Annotated in this window: 23 protein-coding genes, 1 other RNA gene and 1 pseudogene; 15 read left to right on the plus strand and 10 right to left on the minus strand. The window is 51.4% G+C overall.

From position 1 onward, the window contains the following. Positions 1-48: 48 nt before the first annotated feature. The 4 genes from AT746_RS15425 to AT746_RS15440 are packed head-to-tail and all read right to left on the minus strand — an operon-like array spanning position 49 to position 4,307. Complete coding sequence (locus tag AT746_RS15425) at positions 49-1,224, minus strand: FAD-dependent monooxygenase (protein WP_062481990.1); 1,176 nt, start codon at positions 1,222-1,224, stop codon at positions 49-51. Continuing rightward, the gene (gene ubiH / locus AT746_RS15430; RefSeq protein ID WP_062481993.1) at positions 1,211-2,422 is read right to left on the minus strand and encodes a 2-octaprenyl-6-methoxyphenyl hydroxylase; all 1,212 of its coding nucleotides are present in this window, start codon (positions 2,420-2,422) and stop codon (positions 1,211-1,213) included. The genes AT746_RS15425 and ubiH overlap by 14 nt, the downstream gene beginning before the upstream one ends. Continuing rightward, entirely contained in the window at positions 2,422-3,732 is a 1,311-nt protein-coding gene (gene pepP, locus AT746_RS15435) for a Xaa-Pro aminopeptidase (protein ID WP_062481996.1), read from the minus strand. Before pepP ends, ubiH begins: the two co-directional genes overlap by 1 nt. 5 nt (positions 3,733-3,737) lie before the next feature. Beyond that, a complete protein-coding gene (locus tag AT746_RS15440) occupies positions 3,738-4,307 on the minus strand; it encodes a UPF0149 family protein (protein WP_062481999.1) in 570 nt (189 codons plus the stop codon). 315 nt (positions 4,308-4,622) lie between these two features. Between AT746_RS15440 and ssrS the strand changes: the two genes are divergently transcribed. After that, positions 4,623-4,806, plus strand: a non-coding RNA gene (gene ssrS / locus AT746_RS15445) — 6S RNA. Between the two features lie 41 nt (positions 4,807-4,847). Here ssrS and AT746_RS15450 read toward each other — a convergent pair. Genes AT746_RS15450 through AT746_RS15460 form a run of 3 tightly spaced genes read right to left on the minus strand, consistent with a single transcriptional unit; the run spans position 4,848 to position 7,504 of the window. Beyond that, positions 4,848-5,504 (minus strand): helix-turn-helix transcriptional regulator, encoded by a 657-nt coding sequence (locus AT746_RS15450; RefSeq protein ID WP_197414275.1) that lies wholly within the window; start codon positions 5,502-5,504, stop codon positions 4,848-4,850. Next, on the minus strand, positions 5,402-5,974 hold the full coding sequence (locus AT746_RS15455; protein ID WP_062482004.1) for a hypothetical protein: 573 nt from the start codon (positions 5,972-5,974) through the stop codon (positions 5,402-5,404). Before AT746_RS15455 ends, AT746_RS15450 begins: the two co-directional genes overlap by 103 nt. A 30-nt stretch (positions 5,975-6,004) precedes the next feature. Beyond that, positions 6,005-7,504, minus strand: a complete 1,500-nt coding sequence (locus AT746_RS15460; protein WP_062482007.1) for an inorganic triphosphatase — start codon at positions 7,502-7,504, stop codon at positions 6,005-6,007. 151 nt (positions 7,505-7,655) lie between these two features. Between AT746_RS15460 and AT746_RS15465 the strand changes: the two genes are divergently transcribed. From AT746_RS15465 to rpoS, 13 genes and pseudogenes are all read left to right on the plus strand, one after another. Beyond that, on the plus strand, positions 7,656-8,273 hold the full coding sequence (locus AT746_RS15465; protein ID WP_062482010.1) for a TIGR04211 family SH3 domain-containing protein: 618 nt from the start codon (positions 7,656-7,658) through the stop codon (positions 8,271-8,273). Positions 8,274-8,626: 353 nt separating this feature from the next. Further along, positions 8,627-11,791 carry a bifunctional proline dehydrogenase/L-glutamate gamma-semialdehyde dehydrogenase PutA gene (putA, locus tag AT746_RS15470; protein WP_062484292.1) on the plus strand — a complete coding sequence of 1,055 codons (3,165 nt, stop codon included), beginning with the start codon at positions 8,627-8,629 and terminating at the stop codon, positions 11,789-11,791. Positions 11,792-11,935: 144 nt separating this feature from the next. Then, positions 11,936-12,913, plus strand: coding sequence for a calcium/sodium antiporter (locus tag AT746_RS15475; protein WP_062482013.1), 978 nt, complete (start codon positions 11,936-11,938; stop codon positions 12,911-12,913). Positions 12,914-12,923: 10 nt separating this feature from the next. Continuing rightward, positions 12,924-13,877, plus strand: a complete 954-nt coding sequence (gene corA, locus AT746_RS15480; RefSeq protein WP_062482016.1) for a magnesium/cobalt transporter CorA — start codon at positions 12,924-12,926, stop codon at positions 13,875-13,877. Positions 13,878-13,978: 101 nt separating this feature from the next. Beyond that, on the plus strand, positions 13,979-14,263 hold the full coding sequence (ftsB, locus tag AT746_RS15485; RefSeq protein WP_062482019.1) for a cell division protein FtsB: 285 nt from the start codon (positions 13,979-13,981) through the stop codon (positions 14,261-14,263). Positions 14,264-14,269: 6 nt separating this feature from the next. Continuing rightward, complete coding sequence (gene ispD / locus AT746_RS15490; RefSeq protein ID WP_062484294.1) at positions 14,270-14,980, plus strand: 2-C-methyl-D-erythritol 4-phosphate cytidylyltransferase; 711 nt, start codon at positions 14,270-14,272, stop codon at positions 14,978-14,980. After that, positions 14,977-15,468, plus strand: coding sequence for a 2-C-methyl-D-erythritol 2,4-cyclodiphosphate synthase (gene ispF / locus AT746_RS15495; protein ID WP_062482022.1), 492 nt, complete (start codon positions 14,977-14,979; stop codon positions 15,466-15,468). Before ispD ends, ispF begins: the two co-directional genes overlap by 4 nt. Further along, a complete protein-coding gene (gene truD / locus AT746_RS15500) occupies positions 15,469-16,527 on the plus strand; it encodes a tRNA pseudouridine(13) synthase TruD (RefSeq protein ID WP_231730954.1) in 1,059 nt (352 codons plus the stop codon). Next, a pseudogene (surE, locus tag AT746_RS15505) lies at positions 16,505-17,250 on the plus strand (5'/3'-nucleotidase SurE). Before truD ends, surE begins: the two are co-directional and overlap by 23 nt. Before the next feature lie 26 nt (positions 17,251-17,276). Further along, positions 17,277-17,927 carry a protein-L-isoaspartate(D-aspartate) O-methyltransferase gene (locus tag AT746_RS15510; RefSeq protein WP_062482025.1) on the plus strand — a complete coding sequence of 217 codons (651 nt, stop codon included), beginning with the start codon at positions 17,277-17,279 and terminating at the stop codon, positions 17,925-17,927. After that, positions 17,924-18,502, plus strand: a complete 579-nt coding sequence (locus AT746_RS15515) for a YqaA family protein (RefSeq protein WP_062482027.1) — start codon at positions 17,924-17,926, stop codon at positions 18,500-18,502. Before AT746_RS15510 ends, AT746_RS15515 begins: the two co-directional genes overlap by 4 nt. Positions 18,503-18,504: 2 nt before the next feature. After that, positions 18,505-19,305 carry a peptidoglycan DD-metalloendopeptidase family protein gene (locus AT746_RS15520; RefSeq protein ID WP_062482030.1) on the plus strand — a complete coding sequence of 267 codons (801 nt, stop codon included), beginning with the start codon at positions 18,505-18,507 and terminating at the stop codon, positions 19,303-19,305. A 71-nt stretch (positions 19,306-19,376) separates the two neighbouring features. Then, positions 19,377-20,351, plus strand: coding sequence for an RNA polymerase sigma factor RpoS (gene rpoS / locus AT746_RS15525; RefSeq protein ID WP_062482034.1), 975 nt, complete (start codon positions 19,377-19,379; stop codon positions 20,349-20,351). 16 nt (positions 20,352-20,367) lie between these two features. Here rpoS and AT746_RS15530 read toward each other — a convergent pair whose 3' ends face one another. After that, positions 20,368-20,790 (minus strand): hypothetical protein, encoded by a 423-nt coding sequence (locus tag AT746_RS15530; RefSeq protein ID WP_062482036.1) that lies wholly within the window; start codon positions 20,788-20,790, stop codon positions 20,368-20,370. Positions 20,791-21,057: 267 nt separating this feature from the next. Here AT746_RS15530 and AT746_RS15535 point away from each other — a divergent pair, with 267 nt between their 5' ends. After that, complete coding sequence (locus tag AT746_RS15535; RefSeq protein ID WP_062482044.1) at positions 21,058-21,855, plus strand: NF038132 family protein; 798 nt, start codon at positions 21,058-21,060, stop codon at positions 21,853-21,855. Between the two features lie 98 nt (positions 21,856-21,953). On the opposite strand, the gene mazG is transcribed toward AT746_RS15535, so the two are convergent. Both mazG and relA read right to left on the minus strand, forming a co-directional pair. Continuing rightward, complete coding sequence (gene mazG / locus AT746_RS15540) at positions 21,954-22,772, minus strand: nucleoside triphosphate pyrophosphohydrolase (RefSeq protein ID WP_062482047.1); 819 nt, start codon at positions 22,770-22,772, stop codon at positions 21,954-21,956. A 7-nt stretch (positions 22,773-22,779) separates the two neighbouring features. After that, the gene (gene relA, locus AT746_RS15545; RefSeq protein WP_062482050.1) at positions 22,780-24,933 is read right to left on the minus strand and encodes a GTP diphosphokinase; all 2,154 of its coding nucleotides are present in this window, start codon (positions 24,931-24,933) and stop codon (positions 22,780-22,782) included. Positions 24,934-24,941 lie beyond the last annotated feature (8 nt).

The raw sequence follows: 24,941 nt of genomic DNA on the forward strand, positions 1-24,941 counted from the left end.
CGGCTAAAATAGTACCTTCAGGGCATGTTCTGAACAAGCACTGATTTATCACAATCCCGCCGCCTGCAACATCATCTGTCGTTTGGCCAGGGGTAACTGATTGGTGGCAGATAACCCGATACTGCGCAGCACTTTTTTAAGCGGATGGTTGCCCGAGAACAGACTTCTGAAACCCTGCATGGCGGCGATCATTTTTACGGCTTCAGCCTTGCGGGCCCGCTCGTAGGGTCGCAATGTGCTTATCTGGCCGATGTCCTTTTTGGCTGCCACCAGTTCCAGTAGCGTCGCAGACAATAAACTGATATCCATCAGGCCGAGATTGGCGCCCTGCCCTGCCAGCGGATGAATGCTGTGGGCAGCATCGCCGGCCAGCACCACGCGATGTTTAAGCCATTGCCTGGCATAGCGCATCGTCAGTGGAAAAGCCTGCCTTGTACTTTGCAGTTCGCACAGGCCAAGACGGCCTTCGAAGGCCGCATACAATGCTCTGGCGAACTGCTCCGGCTCCTGTTCCATCAGCTGTGTTGCCAGCTCAGTATCCTGAGACCAGACAATGGAGCAAAGATGGGGGTCACTCATGGGTAAAAACGCCAGTGGGCCCCTGGGCGTAAACACCTGTCTGGCACATTGCTGATGAGTCTGTTCGGTGCGTACATTTGCAACGATGGCACTCTGTTGATAATCCGCGAAGCTCAGGGCCATAGCCGACAGCTTCCTGATTTGCGAATGAATGCCGTCAGTTCCCACCACCAGTTTACCGGCAATTTGTGCACCGCTTGCCAGTTCCACCACCGCCTGGCTTTCTTCAACCTTCAGCGTCTTAATCGGCGAAGACACCTGCAGCTGGATATTGGCTGCATCAAGTAATTTTTCCCACAGGGCGTTAATCAGCAACTGGTTTTCAACAATATGACCAAGGTGAGGTTGATACAGGCTCTGATGATCAAACTCTATAGCGCCGAAACTGTCCTGCTCCCAGACCTGCATATGGGTATAGGGCTGCACACGCTGACTGTCCAGCTGTTGCCAGATATCCAGTTGCCGGAACAGATTCTCGCTGGCCTGATTGATAGCACTGACCCTGAGTTCCGGTGTCTTGCTGAGTGATTTAAAGGGCAGTTTTTCATCCACCAGCACGAGTTTCAAGGGGCTGTCAGCCAGAGCCACAGCCAGCGTCAGCCCGGCCAGACCGCCACCAACGATAATCACATCAGTCTGCTCCATTGCGTCCTCCATAGCCCATGGCGGATTGCGCCAGTCTGAATCGCAGCGGCGGACACATATCGAGCAAACCCAACCCCAGATTGCGACCCATAGTCAGCGGCCAGTGTCTGTTGCTGAAAAAACGTACCAGTGCATCAGTGCGGTTGATCACCTGCTGCTGATCCTGTTCACGTTGCCTGCCATAAGCCTGCAGCAGTGTCGGTTCGCCCAAGTCAGCATTTTGTTTATTAGCCTGCAACAACAAATTAGCCAGACACTCAGCATCCCGCAAACCAAGATTAAAACCCTGCCCGGCTATAGGATGCAAGGTATGTGCAGCGTTGCCTATTACCACTGCCCGATGTGCAATTGTTCTGTCCAGGCGCACCAGCGCCAGCGGATAGCTGTCGCGACGACCGACGCCACAAAAACGTCCGGCGCTGTAGCCAAATGCCTGTTGCAGCTGTTGTAAAAATGCCGCATCGGCCATTTGCTCTAACTGTCCCAGGCGCTCAACCGCAACACTCCAGACCAGGCCAAAGCCCTTGTCGCGGTTTGGCAGCAATGCCAGTGGACCTTGTGCAGTGAAACGCTCGTAAGCACGGCTTTCATGGGGCTGATCCGTTTGTACATTGGCCACTATTGCCACCTGGCGGTAATCATCTATCTGCGGTTCAGGCCCCAGCATATTTGCGGTGGCTGATTTGCCGCCTTCGGCCACGATCAGTAACTGCGCCGATAACTGCCCCCCGGAGGTCAGTGAAACCTCAATATGCTGTTGATGCTGGCGCAGACCGGCGATACTGTCAGGACAATGCCATTTAATATCCGGACTGTCTTTAACCGGCTCATACAGCATGGTTCCGAGCTGTTGCTGTGAAATGACGTAGCCAAGGGCCCCGACACCCTGTTGCCGGTGGTCCAGCAAGCATTGGCCTGTATGACCCTGATCAGAGACTTTAATCTGTTTAATCGGTGTGCTGTTATGTTGCAGCTTTGTTTGCAGCCCGAGATGATTCAGATAACTGGCAGACTGATGGGACAAAGCAATAGAGCGGCTGTCAAATCCCGGGTGCGGAGATTGCAGGGGATCCCGGGCATAGGCCCTGGCCTCCACGACCGCAATCTTCAATCCTGACGTTGCCAGCGACAACGCCAGCAAACAGCCAACGGTGCCGCCCCCGGCAATAATCAGATCGTATTTCTGTGTCTTTGCCATCAGCTCCTTGCCATCAACTGCTCAATCTGCCGGATTTGCTTGGGTGCACCCGCAGTAAGATTTTCATGACCGTCTGAGGTCACCAGCAAATTGTCCTCAATACGTATGCCTGTACCATGCCACTTCGGATCCACATCGGCCTCAGCAGAAATATAGATGCCAGGCTCAACAGTCAGCACCATGCCCGGCTGCAAAGGCCGGTCTTCACCCTCGACCTTATACTCTCCCACATCATGTACATCCAGCCCCAGCCAGTGACCGAGTCCGTGCATAAAGTACTGCCGATAGGTCTTGTCCGCCAGATTGGCTTCCAGACTGCCCTGTAAAATACCCAGTTCCAGCAGCCCCCTGGTGATCACCAATACAGCCTCTTCCATGGCCCTGATCAGCGTGCTGCCGGGTTTAATCTGTTCAAAAGCCGCCAGTTGCGCGTCCAGTACCAGTTGGTAGAGCCGAGCTTGTGGTTCAGTAAAACGGCCACTGACAGGAAAGGTTCGGGTAATATCCGCCGCATAGCCCATTAGTTCAGCACCGGCGTCAATCAACACCAGATTGCCCTCTTTGAGCTCATCCTGATTCTCCGTGTAGTGCAAAATACAGGCATTGTCGCCACTGCCAACAATAGTGCCATAGGCCGGATGTCTGGCTCCCTGCAGGGCAAATTCATGATGCAGTTCTGCTTCCAGCTGATATTCATAGCGACCAGCACGGGCAAACCCCATAGCACGGATATGACCATCCACGGAAATTTCAGCAGCCCGGCGCATCAGACTGATCTCTGCCGCGGATTTTATCAGCCGCATTTCATGCAGATAGTCACGAATATCGATAAGGGTACCGGGAGGACGCTGGCCCTTTTTACCCGCAGCGCGCATTTGCTCAAGACAGCCAAACACCAACGCATCAATATGTTCATAGCCACCCTGAGCGAAATACAATTGGCGGCTTTGTGCAAGTGCAGAGGGCAGCGCCGTCTCCAGTTGTTCGAGAGCGAAGCATTTGTCCAGACCGAGTCTGATTCTGGCCTGCTCCGGGCCCATTCTTCTGCCATGCCAGATCTCGGCCTGGGGATCTTTAGCCAGACAAAACAATACCGTCTCTACCCGCCCCTGCTGTTTACTGATCAACAACACCGCATCGGGCTCGTTAAAGCCGGTAAGGTAGTAAAAATCACTGTCCTGCCTGAACGGATATTGGGTATCGCGACTGCGGGTAACTTCTCTGGCAGCCGGAATAAGACACAAGGAATTGTCCTGCATATACGCCGCCAGGGCCTGGCGCCTTGCCTGATATTCACTGAGTTCGATCATATTAGTCAATGCAGGGTTTTAGAGGGAGTGGCAGCGCGACTTGCAACGCGACCTTGCTCGTTAAAACACAACATGGCAGATACACGCACATATTCCATCACCTCAAACAAGGCCTGCTCTGAATCTTCACCCTCAGACATTTTTTCATCCATACGACTGATCTCGGCAAAGTCTTCCAGCGCTTCTTTTACATCTTCGGAACATCCCGTGAGGTCATTCTGGTGCAGGCCGAAGCCGAGCAAAAATCCCTGCACCCACTTTACCAGAGCCATACCTCTGTCATTGATCGGAGCTGCATCGTCAGGCAAACAAAGTGTCAGGGTGAAGTCCGAAGCCATTAACTGATCTTTGGTCTGCTGATAGAGGTTCATGATTTGCTGTCTGACATCATCCGGCAGTTTCTCACCCTGATTAACAAAATCGGCCAGGGCGCTGAGCCAATCTTCGCTCTGAACAGGCATGCCACCAGCCAGCATACCTGTAATAATACCCTGAATTTCCGCCCCATCACTGCTGATAGCGGCTTGCTGCAAGGTACTGCCTAGCTGTTCGAATACTTTACTTAAATCGGCCAAAACGAAGTTACTCTTGGGCTGTCGATGGGCTTATGGTAACCCTAACATCAGATAAGCTCAAAGCCTTATCCACCGGGGAAAAAACGGTGACGGTTCAGAAGACTGGCAGTTATATCAATCCAAATTGATATTAAGCTGGTTTTCAGCCAACGGACATGTCTATAATGTTGTCATCGCGCTTTGAGATAATCATAAGCTGCACAAAATAATCACAATAAGACCATTCTGGTCTGCAGGCTGGCTGTTATAGCCGCTATCTCACTTAAATTACACAGCAAGAGCCCGGTAATGATAACAGGGTCTTGTTACGATCAATGTCTCCTGGGATGTACGCCAGTTCAGTAATGTCCCTGGCCGATGCTAATCTCCAAGGGGGTTGAATTACATTGCTATTGCGCAAGCTCGGCCTGAACCGAGAAGCCTGCGGCAGTGATGAAGCCCCCGCCCTGAACTTTTCGGTTCTAGGGCTCAATCTGAGCAGCGGCATTTTGGGAGACACCTTTTTCAGCCTTTGTGCCCGTCATAGTGAAAGCGCCCGGCTCAAAACAGGTTATCGCTATCCTGCTTGTCACCGGTTTTGTCGTCTTGCGCCATCTTGTGTACATATTTGACAAAGATCTCACTCAAAAAACGCTCCGAGTCAAAGCCCAGCCGCCGTGCTACATCTGTGACCCTAACATCGCTGCGCATCAGTATTTTCTTGGCATATTCAAGCCGGTAATGATAGACAAAAGCACGAAAATTACGTTTGAGTAAGGTGCGCGTGGCAATCGCGAGTAAAGTAGGATCCACATCAGCGGCGCGGGCAAATTCTTTCAGCCGTAATCCGATTTTCTTATAAGCCTTAAGCTTAAGCATAACGTTCTCAGCCCGGGTCAGGGCATCATGTAACTGCTGCTCAGAATAATCTGGCTCTGACAGCCTGGCATAATCCAGCGGAGAAGGGGCGTAACGGCGTTTCTCCATCAGAATCAGACTCAGGCCGATAAACATCAGGTAATAACAAAACTGCATAATCTGTAACCAACTGCCCAGTGGCAACAGGTTAAACGCAACCAGCAGAATGATTACCACGGCGCAAAAGGCCAGCGTAATCAAGCCCCCAAAAGCCTTGATGGTCGCCGAGAAGCGATAGAGGTGAGTATCCACCACCTGATCACTGAGGAACAACTGATAGTCTGCGAGCCGTTTTTCCACCACGAAAGCCTGCCACAGGATACCCCCTGACACAGCAACATATAACCGTACAGATACCAGTGTTGTGTCAGGTCGCCAACCGGTGCCTCTGCCAATAACCCCGACTTATAATCCAGTGAATAAAACAAAAAGGGTATGGATGCCAGTACTGCAATGCCACCAGGCAAGAGTATCATTTTTGCGGAGTAACGGGCTGGATCCAGTAGCAGACGGGTAATAGCAACAGATAACAGAGAGGTTAACAACAGGGGAAGACTGATGAACACGGCCACCAAAAAGTGCCAGTTCGCAGAAATCTCAAAAGCGCTCAGCGTCTGCTCTGTGAGCAGTAAAGGACTCAGCATTACCACCGCCAACAATTCCCGGCCATGGGGAAAGCGGTCAAATCGCGCCCACACCAGCATCAGCGGTATCAGCCATAATGCCAGCATAGCCAATACCAATATCTGATAGGGGGTCAGGTTGACCATAAAGACCTCGGCTGCCAAAAACGGACTGTGCTAAGCGGGTTCCCTTTGCTGTGATTGTTGTCGACTTTGCTCCATCACCTGCACGAGACGGGAAATTTTCTCTTCTCCCCAGGCTTTAAGGCTGTCCTTTTGCTCTACATCGGCCTGCTCCAGTTCACACATGAGCAAATTGAGCAATTTCAGTTCATCGATGCCGTCGAGAATATCCAGCCAGGGCGCACGGTATTGTTCGCGCTTATCATCACCAAAGAGATCGGCCAGAAACAGACTGTTAAACAGGGCCTGATCCAGGCTGGATTCTGCGGATAAATAGTGCTGCAGATTAAACGTCTTGTCACGGGGCATACTCTGACTGATATGAAACCAGTTTTGCGCCAGCCATCCCCTGGCATGCTCGATCACCGGTGATTGCCAGGCGGTGTCGTGCTGCCGCCAGGGTTTTTGTACTAACAAAGCTGTCAGGGCCAGCTGCAGGCTGGCATTTTCCTTGTTACAGATAAGCTCAACGGGCCGATACTCCCGTAATATTCCCTCATATCGCCCATGCAAATAACTGAGAAAATCCTGGTGCTTCATTAAGCGCTTACGAAAAGGCCCTTTACGGGAACGGAGCGATTTAATTTCCAGCAGCGCATCCACCCAGTACCAGTCATCAAGTTGCTTCATCAGGCGTTGTGGCAAATCGAGCAAATCGGAGCACTGCAGCATGGGCAGATACAGATTCAGCGCCTGAGATACCATATGGATACCGGTGCGGATCCCCTTCAGGGCTTTGGGCTTCTGAGTTTCCAGATAGCACTGTTCATGCCATTGCCAATAATTAAGCCCTGTATCTAAGGCCCGGCAAAAAGCTTCTTCCACTGTGCTATCAGCACTCAGGCTGACAAAACCCGGCAACGGCTCAGGCTGCAGTTCCTGTCCCGAAGCAAGCTGATAGCCTCTGGCCGCCTTACTCATGACACCGGCCCTTAAGGGCAGCTTTTGGATAAGCTTGCCTGCCAACTCAAACAAATAGCTGACGTCACCGGATTTCAGCTCGATTTCAATTTCATTGATTGCGCTCTGGTGTCCCTGTGCACTGATCTCGCCCTGGTCATAAACCAGCTCCAGTTCGGTGCCCTGGCCCATAATGAGATGAAAAATGCGGCGCTGAAAATGAGTGGTGAAGATCACATCCAGTTGCTGCTGCAACTCGGCCACCCTGGCTCCCTCTGGCCAGATTTGCTGATCAAACAGGCTGAGGTCCGGTTGCGGCTGATCGAGATCGATATTGTATTCCGGGCGCTGTTGTAAACTGCCCTGCTGAACGCCAGCCGTTTTTATGGTTTGTTCGTACCGACCATCCTGACCACGCACCCGCAGACCCATATTCATGCTGCGAAAGGCCTTGTCCTGAGTATCATAATATTGGTTAAACAAAGAGACCTGCGACGACTCACAATTCACGTTAAGTTCTGGCAGCAGTTGTTCTTCTATTACCGCCGCCACATCGACTTCGGCACACACCAGCAGTTTTAATTCAGTTTCCATCGTTTATCTGGACTTTGTAACAGGTCACAAACATTAACCCTAAGCTCAGCTCTTGGCAATTCCCCGTCTGATATGATGCGCAGTTGTATCACTTGCCTTTCCTCGCCACTCGCCATACCATCTAAAAAAATCATCGAGACCAATTGCACCCATGACAAAATTTTTTTTACAGCTTGTGGGCCTGAGCCTGCTCGCCGGGCTGATGCTCAGTCAGGCCAACGCACAGGACAATCAGACTGAATCGGCCAGTGATACCACCGTTTATATTTCCGATGATCTTTATACCTTTATCCATGCGGGCCCTGGTCGTAATTACCGTATTCTGGGCTCTGTAGTTGCCGGCACAGCAGTCACTCTGTTGCAACGTAATGACGAAGAAGGCTTTGTAGAAATTATCGACGACAAAGAGCGAACAGGATGGGTAGACAACAGATTTATCAGCGATACCCCCTCGGTACGTGAGTCCGTTCCGCAGTTAGAACAGTCATTGCAACAAGCTCAGGCAGATTTAGAGCAAACACAACAGCAAAACGATTTACTCAATCAACAGATCCTCGATCTGAGTTCCCGCAACGAGCAATTGCAAACCAGGTTGCAGGAAATTCAGCAACAGCACGGTGAGCTTCAGCAGCAACTGGCCAATATCGACAACAAAATACAAATAGAATGGCTGACCCGCGGAGGCATTATTGCCTTAGGCGGACTAATTCTTGGTGTCATACTGATGCTAATTCCGAGAAAGCGCCGCCGCAACGATAACTGGATGTAACCTGAGCGCTGCCTTAATCCCAGCCTTAGCCCGGGCTTTGTAAACCAGGCTTAACACTTATCTGACTCTTCTTCCCTGACCCGGTCTTTACCGGGTCTTTTTTAATCCCCATGCTGGATTTAAGCAAGCCAGAAAATGGCATTTTGACTTCAGTTACCCGCACCTTCGCCGCATATTCGCGATGATGTCCCGGGGTAACAATTGCCTTGCGTTGAGCATGGCAAAAAAGGAGTTGTATTTTGTATACAATCGGTTTTTTGACCGATATACTCCGCGAAAATTAGGTAGGTGTCTGTATTTTTATATCCGGCATCTGGTTGATATGGGCGCTGCCCGCATTAATAGGTTTGATCATGTTTAGAGCCAGTGAAATATTCAACGACGACTATCAGCTTCCTTCTCTTGCCGAGCTTCCCGGCATCATCAGCGACAACTATATGGTCGATGAAAATGTTTACCTTAAGGAGCTGATCAGGCTTATCCCCCAGGATCAGCAGACTCTGGATGAAATCAGGCAGGAAGCCTCGAAACTGGTGGAAGAAGTGCGTAAGGAAGCGGCCAGTGGAGACAGCATCGATGCCTTTTTGCAGGAATACAGTCTGGATACCCACGAAGGAGTGATCCTGATGTGTCTGGCAGAAGCCCTGTTACGTATTCCTGATGCGGCCACCGCCGACGCCCTTATCAAAGACAAATTGTCAGGGGCAGACTGGCGCAGTCATCTCAAACAAAGCGAATCATTGCTGGTCAATGCCTCCACCTGGGGTCTGATGCTTACCGGTAAACTCTTCCATCTGGATAACAGAGGCAGCGCCAACAGCGACAAGGTGCTGGATAAACTGGTCTCCCGCCTGGGTGAGCCCGTTGTACGCAAAGCCATGTATGCCGCCATGAGCATTATGGGCCGCCAGTTTGTATTGGGCAGAAATATCAGCGAAGCGCTCAAGTACAGCCGTAAACAACGCAAAGAGGGTTATACCCACTCTTACGATATGCTCGGCGAAGCAGCGCTTACCCGCAGCGACGCTGACAAGTATTTCGACGCCTACGCCGAAGCCATTGAGGCTATTGGCCAGGAAAAGTTCGACAAGCAGCACCCGGCACCACCGACCATATCCATCAAACTCTCAGCTCTGCACCCTCGTTATGAGTCGGCGAATGAAGAGCGGGTGATGTCAGAATTGAGTGAGTCGGTGATCAAGCTGGTAGAGCTGGCCCGCAGTAAAAGTGTCGGCGTAAGCATTGACGCTGAAGAAGCGGATCGTCTGGAATTATCCCTCAAACTGTTTGAGAAGGTCTACCGCAGCCCTGCCGCTAAAGGCTGGGGCAACCTGGGACTTGTCGTGCAAACCTATTCCAAACGGGCACTGCCTGTTTTGATCTGGATCTCTCAGTTAGCCAGGGAACAGGGTGATTTGATCCCCGTGCGTCTGGTCAAAGGCGCTTACTGGGATACAGAAATTAAGCTTTGTCAGCAAATGGGAACCGACAGTTATCCGGTATTTACCCGCAAAGCCAGCACAGACGCAAGTTATCTGGCCTGTGCCCGTTTTCTGCTCAGTGAGCACACGCTTGGCGCTATCTACCCACAGTTTGCCACTCACAATGCCCACACCGTTATCGCCATTAAACGCATGGCCGCCGGCCGGGATTTTGAATTCCAGCGTCTGCATGGCATGGGTGAAGAGTTATATGACTGCATTCTGGATGAGAAATCCAATATCAATGTGCGTATATACGCACCAGTAGGTGCACATAAAGATCTGTTGCCCTACCTGGTCAGACGCTTGCTGGAAAACGGCGCTAACAGCTCTTTTGTGCACAAACTGGTAGACCCCGATACACCGGTAGAATCGCTGGTTAACCATCCACTGGACTATCTGAAAAATTTACCGACGCTGTCTAATGATCAGATCCCCCTGCCCGGGAATATTTACCTGCACAGGGAAAATTCCCGTGGCCTGAATCTGAATATTCAGTCTCAGTACCAGCCCTTTATGGAAAAAGTCACGGCCTTTAAAGATCACCAGTGGCACGGCGGTCCTGTCGTCAATGGCGAGACCCTGACTACCGGCCAGGTCAATCAGGTTGTATCACCACAGGATCTGTCCCATCAGGTTGGGCATGTTTACTGGGCCGATGCAGAAGGTATCGAGCAGGCTATTGCCACCGCCCATAATGCCTTTCCCAACTGGAGCCGCACCTCAGTGGAAATGCGCGCCAGTGCACTGGAGGAATTCGCAGATCTGATGGAGGAGCATCGTCACGAGCTGATTGCCCTGTGTACGCTTGAAGGTGGCAAGTTGCTGCAGGATGGTATCGACGAAGTACGAGAGGCCGTGGATTTCTGCCGCTATTACGCTCAGGAAGCAAGAAAGCTGTATGCCTACGAAGGGCCATTAATGGGTCCAACCGGTGAGCTGAATGAGCTTTTTGTGCAGGCCCGTGGTGTATTTGCCTGTATCAGTCCGTGGAACTTTCCACTGGCTATCTTTACAGGCCAGGTCGTGGCCGCTCTGGTAACCGGTAATACCGTGATCGCCAAACCGGCCGAACAAACCAGTCTGGTCGCCTATCGGGCAGTACAACTGATGCTCGAAGCCGGCATTCCCGGTGATGCAATACAGCTGTTGCCAGGCACTGGCGCAGAGGTCGGCAGTAAATTGTCCAGCGACGAGCGTATCTGCGGAATCTGTTTTACCGGCAGCACTGTGACGGCCAAAGCCATCAACAGGGCTCTGGCAGAGCGCGACGGTGCCATTGCCACACTGATCGCAGAAACCGGTGGCCAGAATGCCATGATAGTGGATAGCACCGCGTTACCGGAACAGGTGGTACAGGATGTGGTTCATTCTGCCTTTACCAGTGCGGGTCAGCGCTGCAGCGCTTTGCGTGTACTGTATATTCAGGAAGATAATGCCGAGCGGGTATTAGATCTGCTTCAGGGCGCCATGCAGGAATTAAGTGTCGGGGATCCTATCCAGTATAAAACCGATGTTGGCCCGGTAATTGATGAAAAGGCTCAGCAGGGCCTTAAGGATCATATCGCTGCTATCAGTGAAAAAGGTAAAGTTCTGGGCAGGGCTCCGATGCCACAAGAAACCGAAAAAGGCACCTTTGTACAGCCTGTCGCCGTTGAAATCAGTAACATCAATGAGCTCGACAAGGAACACTTTGGCCCTGTGCTACATGTGGTGAAGTACAAAGCCAAAGAGCTGAATAAAGTGATTAACGATATTAATGGTACAGGCTTTGGCCTGACATTAGGGATTCACAGCCGTAATGAGTCTATGGCCGCCTATATTGCCGATATGGTGAATGTTGGCAATGTGTATATCAACCGCAACCAGATAGGTGCCGTGGTTGGCGTACAACCCTTTGGTGGTCAGGGCTTGTCAGGCACAGGGCCGAAGGCCGGGGGGCCTCACTATCTGTATCGCTTTATCACAGAAAAAACCCGCACCAACAACATTACCGCGATTGGCGGTAATGCCAGCCTGCTGAGCCTGGGAGACTAATCAGGCGGCCATGGCAGATTCCGCTGCCATGGCCGGTACTTAGCCCGGTAAAAAAATCAGATAAATGGTAAAGATGCATTTACCTGTAGCCCAAGTTAGGATAAAAAGACGCCGCAGATCTTATACCTGATAGAGGATTCACTCATGTTATTGCCGTTGCTCGCTGTCATCGCCGGACTTGTGCTACTGGTATACAGTGCCGATAAGTTTGTTGAGGGTGCATCAGCAACCGCAAAACATGCTGGTATGCCTTCCTTGCTGATCGGTATTGTGATCATTGGCTTTGGTACCTCTGCGCCAGAAATGGTGGTTTCCGCCATGGCCGCAGCTGATGGTAATCCCAGCCTGGCGCTGGGTAACGCCTATGGCTCAAACATTACCAACATTGCCCTGATCCTGGGTATTACCGCGCTGATTTCCCCCATCGCAGTGCAATCCCAGATTATCCGCAAGGAGCTGCCCCTGCTGTTGGCTGTTACCCTGTTGGCTGGCTGGCAATTGTATGATGGATTTCTATCGGGTCTCGATGCTGTGGTCCTGCTGCTGGTGCTCTTTGCCCTGATGGGTTGGTCTGTCAGGCAAGGGCTGTCGCAAAGACAGGATATCTTATCAGCCGAAGTAGACAGTGAACTGGCCATCCGTCCGATGCCCCTGAGAAACGCGATTTTGTGGCTGGTAGTCGGTCTGATTCTGCTGGTGATCAGTTCCCGTATTCTGGTTTGGGGGGCGGTCAGCATTGCTCAGACTCTTGGTGTCAGTGACCTGATTATCGGTCTGACCATTGTTGCCATCGGTACCTCCTTACCCGAACTGGCCTCATCCGTGATGGCGGCGAAAAAGGGCGAGCATGATCTCGCTCTGGGTAATATTCTCGGCTCAAATTTATTCAATACCCTGGCGGTCGTGGGTATCGCGGCAGGGATCCATCCGCTGCAGGTTGAACCAGATGTATTGCAACGGGACTGGCTGCTGATGCTTGGACTCACAGTCGGTCTGCTGATTATGGGTATCGGTCTCAAAGGACAGGGCCGCATCAATCGATTTGAAGGCTTGCTGCTGTTGCTTGTTTACATAGGCTATACAGGCTATCTGGGGTATAGCGTAATCTTCCCGCAACTCTGATGGGGGTGGCATGTTAAAACTGTTCAGATTTGAAAAAGGCATTATCGGCGAAATTGCCGCCGAAGAAGGCAAGCTCCATCATGCCCTCGGCCAGGCCCATTGGGTGGATGCTCAGGAACCCGAAGAGATTGAAAGGGAAGGCTTACAAAATCTGATGCGACTGGATTTGCCGATCTCCGACGAGATGGAGGAGATCGAAGCCTCGGCCCGTTATTTTGTCGATCAGGCCGGTATACATGTGCATTCCATGTTTCTGACCCAGAGTGAAGGTCGCCATGCTACCAGTTCAGTGGCCTGTATCTTACAGCCTAACCGCCTGATTACGATACGGGATACTGAGCTGGCTGATTTTCGCCTGTTGCGCATGCGTGCGCGTCGCGGACAGGTGGAAAGCCACTCCCCTGCCGAGTTACTGGTCACTCTGCTGGAGCAGAAAGTGGAAAACCTGGCAGATAATCTGGAAGATATTCATCGCAATCTGGAAAACACCAGCTATCTGGTGCTTGAAGAAGAGAATTCCGATCTCGAGGAAGCCATTGCCCAGTTGGCCAAATCAGAGGACAGTAATGGCAAAATACGCCTGTGTCTGATGGATACTCAAAGGGCAATTTCGTTTCTGCTGCGTCACTTGCGAAGCTACCCTGAGTTGCAGGAATCCTGCAGAGAAATCATGCGTGACATCGATACGCTGATGTCCCACACCACTTTCCTGTTCGATAAAATTAACTTTCTGATGGACTCCACCCAGGGCTTTATCAATATCGAACAGAACCAGATCATCAAAATTTTCTCTATAGCTGCGGTGGTATTCCTGCCCCCTACTTTGGTGGCCAGTATGTACGGCATGAACTTTGTCAATATGCCGGAGTTACAGTGGATGCTGGGCTATCCCTGGGCCCTGGGGCTGATGGTGATCTCCGGCATTACCCCGTATTTATTTTTTAAATACAAAGGCTGGCTGTGAAATGAGTGGCTTGCGCCACTCTCTCATCAATAAAAACATTGCGGCAAATCCTGCAGTCGGCATAATTGCAGTGAGAAAGAGTCGAGCAAAGGTGGTGGCAGATGAAATGGATAAGCCTGGTGTTAATAACACTGCTGTGCCTGCTGCAGTACCGTCTCTGGTTTGGCAAGAACAGCATTCCTGATTATTGGCAGATGCAGCAGGAAACGCAGCAGATGAGGGAGCAAAATGCTAATCTTGCACAACGCAATAGTCTGCTTAAAGCCGATATCGAAGATCTCAAGATAGGTATGGATGCCATTGAAGAACGTGCCCGCAATGAATTAGGCATGATAAAAGAAGGCGAAACCTTCTACCGAATCTTACCTCCTGAGCAACAACCCTAGGATATGATGCCTCCCAGTTCAGACGCATTTTGCGCAGTAGTGCCAGCCGCCGGAATCGGCAAACGGATGCAGTCCGACATCCCCAAACAATATTTATCCCTGGCCGGTAAAACCATACTCGAGCATTGCCTGCTCAACCTGATCGCACATCCGCGCATTCAGCACATTATTCTGGCGTTGCATCCACAAGACCCCTGGTTCAACAAACTCGGGATCGCCTCAGTTCCCTGGCTGACAGTGATAAATGGTGGTAAAGAGCGCGCCGACTCGGTCCTTAATGGCCTGCAGCAAGCCCGGATGTCTGAATGGGTGTTGGTACACGATGCGGCCCGGCCTTGCTTACCCCATACCGATATCGACAAACTGCTGGCGCTCGCCGGGGGGAATGAGGGTGGCATTCTGGCAACGCCCGTGCGTGACACCATGAAGCGCGCCGATGAACAGGGGCTGGTGCTGCGGACCGAAGAACGCGAGCACCTCTGGCACGCATTAACGCCACAGTTTTTTCCCCGCGCACAATTACAGCATGCTCTGAGCAATGCGCTGGCTCAGAACATCAGTATTACGGATGAGGCCTCAGCCATAGAATGGGCCGGGGGCAAGGTGAGGCTGGTACAGGGCGATCCCTGCAACATAAAAATCACTCATCCGGAAGATCTGGCGCTGGCGGAATTTTATCTACAGCGAATGAAGAAGACCCGGGGGAACATGAAATGAATATTCGCATAGGACATGGTTTTGATGTGCATCGGTTCGGGGGCACCGGCCCCATTATCATCGGCGGGGTCAGCATAGATTATGTGCAGGGACTGCTTGCACACTCAGATGGTGATGTGGCCTTACATGCCATCTGTGATGCATTGCTTGGCGCGCTGGCCCTGGGTGATATTGGTAAGCATTTCCCGGATACCGATGCAGAATATGCCGATGCCGACAGCCGGACACTGCTGCGCCATGTGTTCTCATTGGTGAAACAAAAGGGCTTTAAGCTGGGCAATCTGGATATGACACTGATAGCGGAATCCCCGAAAATGTCCCCGCACATTGATGCCATGCGCGAAAACATCGCAGCCGACCTCGATGCCCATATCAGCCAAATCAATGCCAAGGCCACCACCACAGAGAAACTCGGTTTTACCGGCCGCAAAGAAGGTATTGGCTGCCACGCTGTCGTATTATTAGTACCTCAACATAGGGCGGATTAATTGATTCTCGATACCCAACACTGGGCTTATCTCTGGGGTAAGCCGCAGGCCAGCGGACTGCTTAAACAGCAGCCGGAAGATTTTATTGTCAAAGAAGTGCTCGGATTCGAGCCTTGTGGTGAAGGTGAGCACATCTATGTATGGCTGCGTAAATCCGGGCTGAATACGGCTTATGTGGCCGAACAACTGGCGCGTTTCGCCGGTGTCCATCCCCGGGCCGTGACCTTTTCCGGTCGCAAAGACAAATATGCGATCACGGAGCAATGGTTCGGTGTACATATGCCCGGTAAGTATGACCCTGACTGGAAAGACTTTTCCCTGCCCGGCGCTCAGATTCTGGAAACAAAAAGACATAATAAGAAATTACGGACAGGCATTCATAAGGGCAACAAATTTGAACTGGTGCTAAGAGATCTGAAACACAGCGATGCCCTGGAACAAAGGCTGGAAAAGCTCAGTCAGGGCGTACCCAACTATTTTGGTCCCCAGCGCTTTGGCATCAACAACGGCAATCTTCACCTTGGTTTACGCATGCTTCAGGGTGAGAGCATACGTAATCGTCAGAAACGCGCCATGGCCATATCGGCGCTGCGCGCCTGGTTGTTCAATCAAACCCTCAGTGAACGAATTCGGCTTGGCCACTTTGATAAGATCCTGACAGGAGATATCATGGTGCTGTCTGGCTCTAACAGTTATTTCTGTGCCGAGGCGGTGGATGAGGAGCTGGGCAACAGATTACGCAGCGGCGATATCTTACTCTCTGCGCCTCTTTGGGGTCAGGGGTTACCGGACAGCCGGGCCGACGCGCTGCAGTTTGAGCAGCAGGTTGCCGGACAATATGAAATGCTGAGCAAAGGCCTTGAAGCGTTAGGACTCAAGCAGGACAGGCGTGCCATTAATCTGCTGCCGGACCATCTCCAGTGGCAGATAGCAGAAGATACCCTGAGACTGACATTCAGCTTACCACCTGGTGGCTTCGCTACCGCGCTGGTAAGGGAAGTGCTAACAGCAGAAGAACAAACAAAAGGGACAGAACATGCGCATACTACTGAGCAATGACGACGGCGTACATGCCGAAGGGCTTGCAAGCCTCTACCTCGCTCTGTCTGAACAACATGATGTCACCGTTATTGCCCCGGATCGCAATTGCAGCGGTGCCAGTAACGCCCTCTCGCTGCAACAACCATTGCGTATACAGAAAATGAAAAGCGGCTTTTATGCCGTCAACGGCACGCCTTCTGATTGTGTTCATCTGGGCATCAACAGTTTTCTGGACGAGGATCCTGAGCTGGTCGTGTCTGGTATCAATCATGGTGCCAATTTAGGCGATGATGTGATCTATTCCGGTACGGTAGCCGCTGCCACAGAGGGCCGTTATATGGGCCTGCCGGCTATTGCTGTTTCACTGTGCAACTATCAGGCGGGCATTTTGAAACCGCCGCAAAAGTCGTCTGTGAGCTGATCCAACGCATGGCAACTCATGCCCTGCCGGCCGATCAGATCCTCAATGTGAATGTTCCTGATCTGCCACATAACCAGTTACAGGGTGTGCAGGTGACACGGCAGGGACGGCGTCACCGTGCAGAATCTATGGTTCGCAGCCAGGATCCCTGGGGCCGTGAAATCTATTGGTATGGTAAGGTCGGCCAGGAACAGGACGCCGGTCCCGGCACAGACTTCAATGCCATTGCCAATGGCTATTGCTCCGTGACCCCGCTAAGTGTTGATATGACGGCCTATCAGAGCCTCGATGATATGCAGAGCTGGATAGAAAAACCTTAAAATCATAACAAGAAAACAGAAAAATAATGAGCCATACACAACGTTCCCATTCGCGCAAAGGCGAGACTCTGGCCCTGTTACTGCAACAGGAAGGGATCCGTAATCCTCAGGTTTTAAAAGCCATTGCCGCCACTCCCAGAGAACTGTTTCTGCCCGACGCACTTAAGCACAAAGCTTATCAGAATACGGCCCTGCCCATAGGCCAGGGACAAACCATCTCACAACCTTATATTGTCGCCAGAATGACAGAATTGCTGCTGGCTGCACCGAATCAGGCTAACACCATTCTGGAAATTGGTACCGGCTCCGGCTATCAGACCGCCATTCTGGCGCAGTTATTTGGCAAGGTTTTCAGTGTTGAACGCATCAAAGCGTTGCAATATCAGGCCAAGAGGCGAATGCAATCACTGGATCTGCACAATATCGCCATGAAACATGGTGACGGCTGGCAGGGCTGGGCCAGTAAAGGGCCCTTCGATGCCATTATCGTTACTGCTGCAGCCAGCTATGTTCCGGAAAAACTACTGGAGCAACTTACTGACGGTGGCCGACTGATCATCCCGGTGGGTGACAACAGCCAGCAACTCTATGCCATTACCCGCCATGGTGATGAGTTTGATCAACAGAAGGTCGAAGCTGTGCGCTTTGTTCCTCTGGTACCCGGGAATATTGTGTGAAGATTTTTGAGTATTGCTACGACAAGGCCATGTTATGGGCCAGGCACAGACATGCTCCGGCTTATCTCAGTGGCATGACCTTTGCTGAATCCGTGTTTTTTCCTATCCCACCGGACGTGATGCTTGCACCCATGGCCCTGGCCCGGCCGGACAAAGCCTGGTTTTATGCACTGATTACCACGCTGGCATCGGTGGCTGGCGGCATAGCTGGCTATCTGCTTGGATGGCTGGCCTATGATTCATTGCTACAACCCCTGATAGAACAGATGGGTTATACCGGCAAAGTGGAAAGGGCCATTGCATGGTTTGAACTTTACGGTGTCTGGGTTGTATTTCTGGCCGGGTTTTCCCCTATTCCCTACAAGGTATTCACCCTCAGCGCCGGATTTCTGCAAATGGCGTTTCTGCCTTTTGTTATCGCCTCGACTGTCGGCCGGGCTATGCGCTTTTATCTGGTCGCTGCGCTGATGCGATGGGGCGGAGCACCTATGGAAGCCAAATTGCGTCAATACGTTGAGGCCATCGGCTGGGCGACGGTGATACTGGCAGTATTGCTGTATCTGTTTTTGAGGTAGCCATGCACAGCAGGGCTGTCGGATTGTTGCTATTAGTGATGCTGTTGAGCGCCTGCGGCTCACGTACTGCCCCTGCACCGGTAATGGAGCTCAGCCAGCCCAAATCCTTCCGCCAGTTCCAGCAGAATAAAACCTATACTGTGCAACGGGGCGATACCTTGTTTTCTATTGCCTGGTATTCAGGTAATGATTATCGGGATCTGGCCCGTATCAATGATCTCCGCGCCCCTTACAGAATCTATCCTGGACAGCAATTAGACCTGATCGAGCCTGTTAAAAAGACGGCTAAACCGATAGAACGCCAGACTGGTCAGACCTCAAAAATAAACACAAATCAGACAGTTGACCCTCCGAAAAAGCAGGCGTATGGTAAATCTGAAGCTGCTCAAAAGAGTAGCAGTCAGACTCCCGGGCAGACATTTCCTGCGCAAGTGAGTCAATGGCTGTGGCCCGCTGAAGGAAAGCTGGTCGGGCGCTTCTCACTGAAGGAACAGGGAAACAAAGGAATAGATATTGCCAATGTACGTGGTACGCCCGTTCTGGCGTCAGCGGCTGGTAAAGTTGTGTACACTGGCAATGCGTTAAGGGGGTTCGGTAATCTGGTTATTATTAAACATACAGATGCCTACCTCACGGCCTATGCCCACAATCAGGACATCCTGGTAAAAGAACAGGACTGGATTGAGGCGGGCCAGCAAATAGCAAAAATGGGAGACAGTGGTACATCGCAGGTTATGCTTCATTTTGAAGTGCGCTACAAAGGCAAATCTGTGGATCCGCTTAGGTTTCTGCCCAGAAGATAATAACAATAAAGAATAATAATAAACGAAAGGAGAACTATTAAACCACCCCACAACCTGCTGGAGATGCTGTCATGGGTCAAAAGAAATTGAAAGATGTCGACCTGACTGAAGAAGTAGAAGACGTTATCGAATCTGAAATCGAAGATAGCGATAACGATGTAGATCCAATGGAAGAAATCCTGGCTAATCAGGAAGACACCCCCAGAAACCTCGATGCCACCCAACTCTATCTAGGAGAAATCGGCTTTTCTCCACTGCTCAGCGCCGAAGAAGAAGTGTATTTCGCACGCCGCGCCCTGAAAGGGGACGATGCTTCCAGAAAACGAATGATCGTCAGCAATCTTCGCCTGGTAGTAAAAATAGCCCGTCGCTACAACAACCGTGGGCTGGCACTGCTGGACCTGATTGAAGAAGGTAATTTGGGCCTTATTCGGGCAGTGGAAAAGTTTGATCCGGAAAGGGGCTTTCGTTTTTCCACTTATGCCACCTGGTGGATCCGTCAAACCATTGAACGGGCCATCATGAATCAGACCCGTACCATACGCTTACCGATCCATGTGGTAAAAGAACTGAATGTTTACCTGCGTGCCGCAAGAGAGCTGGCACAAAAACTGGATCATGAGCCCACCGCGGAAGAAATCGCCGCCGCCCTGGAAAGACCGGTGGAAGACATCACTAAAATGCTGCGCCTGAATGAGCGCATCAGCTCTGTAGATACACCGATCGGCAGTGATAATGACAAAGCCCTGCTGGATATTATTGCCGATGAAAAAGGCCATGGTCCGGAGGCGGAGCTGCAGGATAAAGACATGAAAAGCAGCATCATCCACTGGCTACATGAACTCAATCCCAAACAGCGTGAAGTCCTGGCCAGACGCTTTGGCCTGATGGGGTACGAGCCTTCGACACTGGAAGATGTGGGTGCAGAAATCGGCCTGACCAGAGAGCGGGTGCGCCAGATCCAGGTTGAGGCTTTGCGTCGGCTGCGGGATATGCTTGGCCATCAGGGATTAAATCTCGAATCACTGTTCAGTAAAGAGTTCTGAACTGCAGGGTTCAACCCTAAACCTCAGACAGTACCAGCACTTTACCTAAGCCCTGTTCTTTGAACAGGGTCAGGGTAAGCTGATAAGGATCAGGCTGAAAAACCTGAAAGTCCAGCGCCTTTCTGTCCGGCAGGAAATTATGTACTTTTGCCGGTGCACCAAAAAGAGTCAGGAGCTCTGCCTCTGACATACCTGGCCGTACCGGCATATCTAAGCTGCTAAGGATCATTGTTGCTTTTTGTGGGGGCAGGTTAAGCAAATCCAGGCTAATCAGGCGGGTATCATCAGGTACTGACTTGGAACGCAGAAACTCTGTGGCCCCAAACGCTTCCCCCAGCCATTCACGCCCCATAAAAAACCAACTGTCAAACTCCTCCACGGATTCCGGAGCCAGAAACTGACGCAACCTGAGGCTGGCAAAATGACGATGGGCTATCACAAAGCATCCTTATGTTGATAAGTCACAGATATACATTTGCATATCTGTGATGCTTTAAGCCTATTGCACAATGGCTGAAAAACCAACGTTTTATACTTCAGGTATAAAAATCTCCGCACTATATTGTCGGAAATATTTACAAGCTTGTTTACATTTTGATCCACTTGAAACTTATATCGTTGTTTATTAATGATTTTTTATTTTGGCACGGTTTAAGCATTCCCTACATTGCATATAAAACCTCATAAGAAATCAGGGAGTAGCTTTATGAAACTAAGAAATACATTAAAAGCAGCGGCTTTTGCAATGGCGAGCATGCTGGCAGCCGCACCGGCCTCTGCGATTCTGCTGACAGGCTGGACCGGAACAGGCAACTATGGCACTTTGGGCGCTGATGGTGATGTGACCCTCTCCCCCTTCGGTGACAGCCAATATGGTTATGTGACCACCGATGGTGGTGTTAGTGGTGTCGGTTTACCAGGAGTTGGTGACGGCGACGGTGGCTCTCCGACTACCGGTTCTGTAATTACCTCGCCGGTATTTGCAGCAAACTCCGGTGATTCGCTGGAGTTCTATTTTAACTTTGTTACCTCCGACGGTGCCGGTTATGCCGATTATGCCTGGGCACGTCTGCTGGACGCCGACTCAAATGAAATCGCCCTGCTGTTTACCGCCAGAACCCGTGACGATGGCGGTGATACTGTGCCCGGCTTTGGTATGCCTGCTCCTGTGGCCAGCCTGACACCCGGCAGCACCCCTATTGTCGGTGGTGCGCCAAACTGGTCTCCTTTAGGTGGTGACTCAGGTTCATGCTACGACACTGGCTGCGGTTATACCGGTTGGGTACAGGCTGCCTATAATATTGGCGCCGCTGGCGACTACCGTCTGGAAATCGGTGTAGTAAACTGGAATGACAGCGCCTTTGACACTGGCATGGCCTTTGATGGTGCTACCATTGCCGGTCAGGTGATTGGTGAACCCACAGAAGTTCCTGCACCTGCCCCGCTGGCATTGCTGGGACTGGGCTTGATTAGCCTGTGGCTGTCACGCCGTAAGGCGCGCTAACATAACCTTCTATTCTCCAATTAAAAAGCGCTCAGGAAGAGCGCTTTTTTTATGTCCAGTGCCTGAAGGAACATGCTCCGGCGATGTACAGCAACCGGCTAACCTTCTTTGCCCGACCGTTTAATCTTTTGCCATACTGCTTCCATTTGCTCTAAGCTGGTTTGCTCCATGGGTGTGCTTGATTCAGCAAAATGTTGTTCTACCGCCCGGAAGCGGCCTTCAAATTTATTATTAGCAGCTCGCAGCAGAGATTCAGGATCTTTTTTTAGTTTTCTGGCCAGATTGACGGTGGCGAAGAGCAGGTCGCCGATTTCTTCTTCCAGCGCCTGCTGGTTAATGTCCGTTTGATTAAGTTCCTGCTGCACTTCGAGGATCTCTTCCTGAATTTTGGCAAATACCCCTTCTGTATCGGGCCAGTCGAAACCCACATTGGCACAGCGCTTCTGGATCTTGGCGGCGCGGGTCAGCGCAGGCAGGGCCACTGGGATATTATCCAGCACGCTGGTCTGGCCCTTTGATTTCTGCGCCCGTTCTCTGGCTTTTTCTGCTTCCCAGTTGGCTTTTACCTCGGCTTCAGTAAATTCTTTGTCAGCAAAGACATGGGGGTGGCGACGAATAAGCTTTTCCGCCATGGTTGCGGCTATATCTTCAAAATCAAACAAGGCCTGTTCTTTGCCCAACCGCGCATAGAACACCACCTGAAATAACAGGTCGCCAAGCTCTTCCCGGATCTCTTGCGGGCCACTGGTTTCAATAGCATCGGCCACTTCATAGGCTTCTTCGAGCGTAAAGGGCACGATGGTTTTAAAGCTTTGTTTTAAGTCCCAGGGGCAGCCAGTCTCGGGGTCACGGAGTTTATCCATTACCCATAAAAGCTTGTCGAGATTGGGATAGTTCTGATCATTAATTATGGTCATAAATAACCTAATATTCCGTGCGGCGCACTTCGGTAACGCCGTTAACCTGTTTTAAGCGGCTAACCACTTTTGAGAGGCTGTTCAGATCCCGCACTTCCAGCTTAAGACTGATGCGGGCGGTATGGTCCTTGTTATTGCTGAGGCTGTTAACACCGAGCAAGCCAACTTTATCGTTAGCCAGTACGGTGGTGATATCCCGCAAAATACCGTCCCTGTCGGCACAGCGCACTTCCAGCTCTGATTCAAAGGCGCCGCTGCGCTCACTGGCCCAGTGTACCTCTATGGCCCGCTCCGGATGGGTTTCCATCAGATGCAGTAATTGCTCACAATCTTCACGGTGCACACTGACACCACGGCCCTGAGTAATAAAACCCTGAATGGCATCCCCCGGCAGTGGCTGGCAGCATTTAGCCAGTTGGCTCAGAAGGTTACCTACCCCTTCCACCACTACCGCATCTTTAGCTGCTGCGGCGCTCTTAGTGCGCTTTTTGATCCGTGGGTCCAGCTCAGGTGGCGGTGCGTGCAGTTGTTGCAGATAATGCACCACCTGATACAAGCGTACATCGCCACCGCCAATGGCAGCGTATAAATCATCAAGGCTGGTAAGATTAAACTTTTCACAGGCCTGAGCCGCTTCTTTTAATGGAATATGGCTTCGTTGCAGCTCCTTCTCCAGGGTTTCTTTACCGGCCTGCAGGTTTTTATCCCTGTCCTGCTTCTTAAACCAGGTGTGGATCTTGGCCCGGGCGCGGTTAGAGTGCACATAACCCAACTGCGGATTCATCCAGTCTCGGCTCGGGTTAAGCTGTTTACCGGTTAAGATCTCAACTTGATCGCCGGTCTGTAACTGGTAGGTGAAAGGCACAATACGACCGAATACCTTGGCACCGATACAACGGTGACCCACATTGCTGTGTATGTAATAAGCAAAATCCAGTGGTGTTGAGCCCAGCGGCAGATCCACCACATCTCCTTTTGGTGTGAACACATACACCCTGTCATCGAAAACCTGGCTGCGCAGCTCTTCCACCAGATCGCCGGACTCGGCCATTTCTTCCTGCCACAACAGGATCTTACGCAGCCAGTTAATCTTATCTTCATAGCCGCTGCGCCCACCCGGGCTGCCCTCTTTATACTTCCAGTGTGCGGCCACACCCAGCTCGGCATCCTGATGCATCTGCTGGGTACGGATCTGTATCTCCACCGCCTTGCCCTCTGGCCCCACCACCACAGTATGAATAGACTGATAACCATTGGGTTTAGGCGTGGCGATATAGTCATCGAACTCCCGTGGAATATGTTTCCAGTTGGCGTGTACAATACCCAGCGCTCCGTAGCAATCCTGCAAGCGTTCGGCGATTATGCGTACCGCGCGGATATCAAACAGCTGCTCGAAACCCAGATGCTTTTTCTGCATCTTCTTCCAGATGCTGTAGATATGCTTAGGGCGGCCATAGACTTCGGCCCGGATCTGCTGCTCATTGAGCTGGCCCTGCAGATTCGTGACAAAATCCTCAATATACTGCTCGCGGTCCTCACGCCTTTCATCCAACAAGCCGGCGATTTGTTTGTAGGTCTTAGGATGCAGGTAGCGAAAAGAGAGATCTTCAAGCTCCCACTTAAGCTGGCCAATCCCTAAGCGGTTTGCCAGAGGCGCATAGATACCGGCGCATTCTTTAGCCACCAGCACCCGGGTCTCTTCATCGGCATCTTTGACTTCTCTTAAGGTGCAGATACGCTCGGCCAGTTTGATCACCACCGCGCGCACATCTTCCACCATGGCCAGTAACATGCGCCGCAGGTTGTCAATTTGCACTTCGTCGGTGCGAGCCTGTTTGTTATTGTGCAGCGCACGAATCGCATCCATACGGCGCACCCCCTGAACCAGCAACCAGACAGAGGGTCCGAGAACCTCAGTAATTTTTTCCTCACCCCAGCCCTGCTGCTCGAGCATGGGCAGCAACAGCGCAGTTTGTAAGGTTTCATCATCCATATGCAGTTCATGGAGAATCTCTACCATCTCCCGCCCGGCCAGTGACACTTCAAATTTTTGTGCCAGCTCACCCAGCTTACCTGCTGTTGCGGCAGGTAACTGCATCGAGCGCAGCCAGTCCGGAAATGGCGTTGCAGTCTGTTTATGCACCTTACGAATGGAAACCATTTAATCTC

It is taken from the genome of Lacimicrobium alkaliphilum, from assembly GCF_001466725.1.
GTDB lineage: Bacteria > Pseudomonadota > Gammaproteobacteria > Enterobacterales > Alteromonadaceae > Lacimicrobium > Lacimicrobium alkaliphilum_B.

Bases quoted from the DNA above. Each gene is read 5' to 3' on its own strand.
- ispD (WP_062484294.1), top strand. From the start codon at position 14,270: ATGCCTCCCAGTTCAGACGCATTTTGCGCAGTAGTGCCAGCCGCCGGA.
- ftsB (WP_062482019.1), top strand. From the start codon at position 13,979: ATGAAATGGATAAGCCTGGTGTTAATAACACTGCTGTGCCTGCTGCAG.
- relA (WP_062482050.1), bottom strand. From the start codon at position 24,933: ATGGTTTCCATTCGTAAGGTGCATAAACAGACTGCAACGCCATTTCCG.
- putA (WP_062484292.1), top strand. From the start codon at position 8,627: ATGTTTAGAGCCAGTGAAATATTCAACGACGACTATCAGCTTCCTTCT.
- mazG (WP_062482047.1), bottom strand. From the start codon at position 22,772: ATGACCATAATTAATGATCAGAACTATCCCAATCTCGACAAGCTTTTA.
- AT746_RS15520 (WP_062482030.1), top strand. From the start codon at position 18,505: ATGCACAGCAGGGCTGTCGGATTGTTGCTATTAGTGATGCTGTTGAGC.
- AT746_RS15475 (WP_062482013.1), top strand. From the start codon at position 11,936: ATGTTATTGCCGTTGCTCGCTGTCATCGCCGGACTTGTGCTACTGGTA.
- ispF (WP_062482022.1), top strand. From the start codon at position 14,977: ATGAATATTCGCATAGGACATGGTTTTGATGTGCATCGGTTCGGGGGC.
- AT746_RS15465 (WP_062482010.1), top strand. From the start codon at position 7,656: ATGACAAAATTTTTTTTACAGCTTGTGGGCCTGAGCCTGCTCGCCGGG.
- AT746_RS15460 (WP_062482007.1), bottom strand. From the start codon at position 7,504: ATGGAAACTGAATTAAAACTGCTGGTGTGTGCCGAAGTCGATGTGGCG.
- AT746_RS15425 (WP_062481990.1), bottom strand. From the start codon at position 1,224: ATGGAGCAGACTGATGTGATTATCGTTGGTGGCGGTCTGGCCGGGCTG.
- AT746_RS15455 (WP_062482004.1), bottom strand. From the start codon at position 5,974: ATGGTCAACCTGACCCCCTATCAGATATTGGTATTGGCTATGCTGGCA.
- AT746_RS15510 (WP_062482025.1), top strand. From the start codon at position 17,277: ATGAGCCATACACAACGTTCCCATTCGCGCAAAGGCGAGACTCTGGCC.
- AT746_RS15535 (WP_062482044.1), top strand. From the start codon at position 21,058: ATGAAACTAAGAAATACATTAAAAGCAGCGGCTTTTGCAATGGCGAGC.
- pepP (WP_062481996.1), bottom strand. From the start codon at position 3,732: ATGATCGAACTCAGTGAATATCAGGCAAGGCGCCAGGCCCTGGCGGCG.
- ubiH (WP_062481993.1), bottom strand. From the start codon at position 2,422: ATGGCAAAGACACAGAAATACGATCTGATTATTGCCGGGGGCGGCACC.
- rpoS (WP_062482034.1), top strand. From the start codon at position 19,377: ATGGGTCAAAAGAAATTGAAAGATGTCGACCTGACTGAAGAAGTAGAA.
- corA (WP_062482016.1), top strand. From the start codon at position 12,924: ATGTTAAAACTGTTCAGATTTGAAAAAGGCATTATCGGCGAAATTGCC.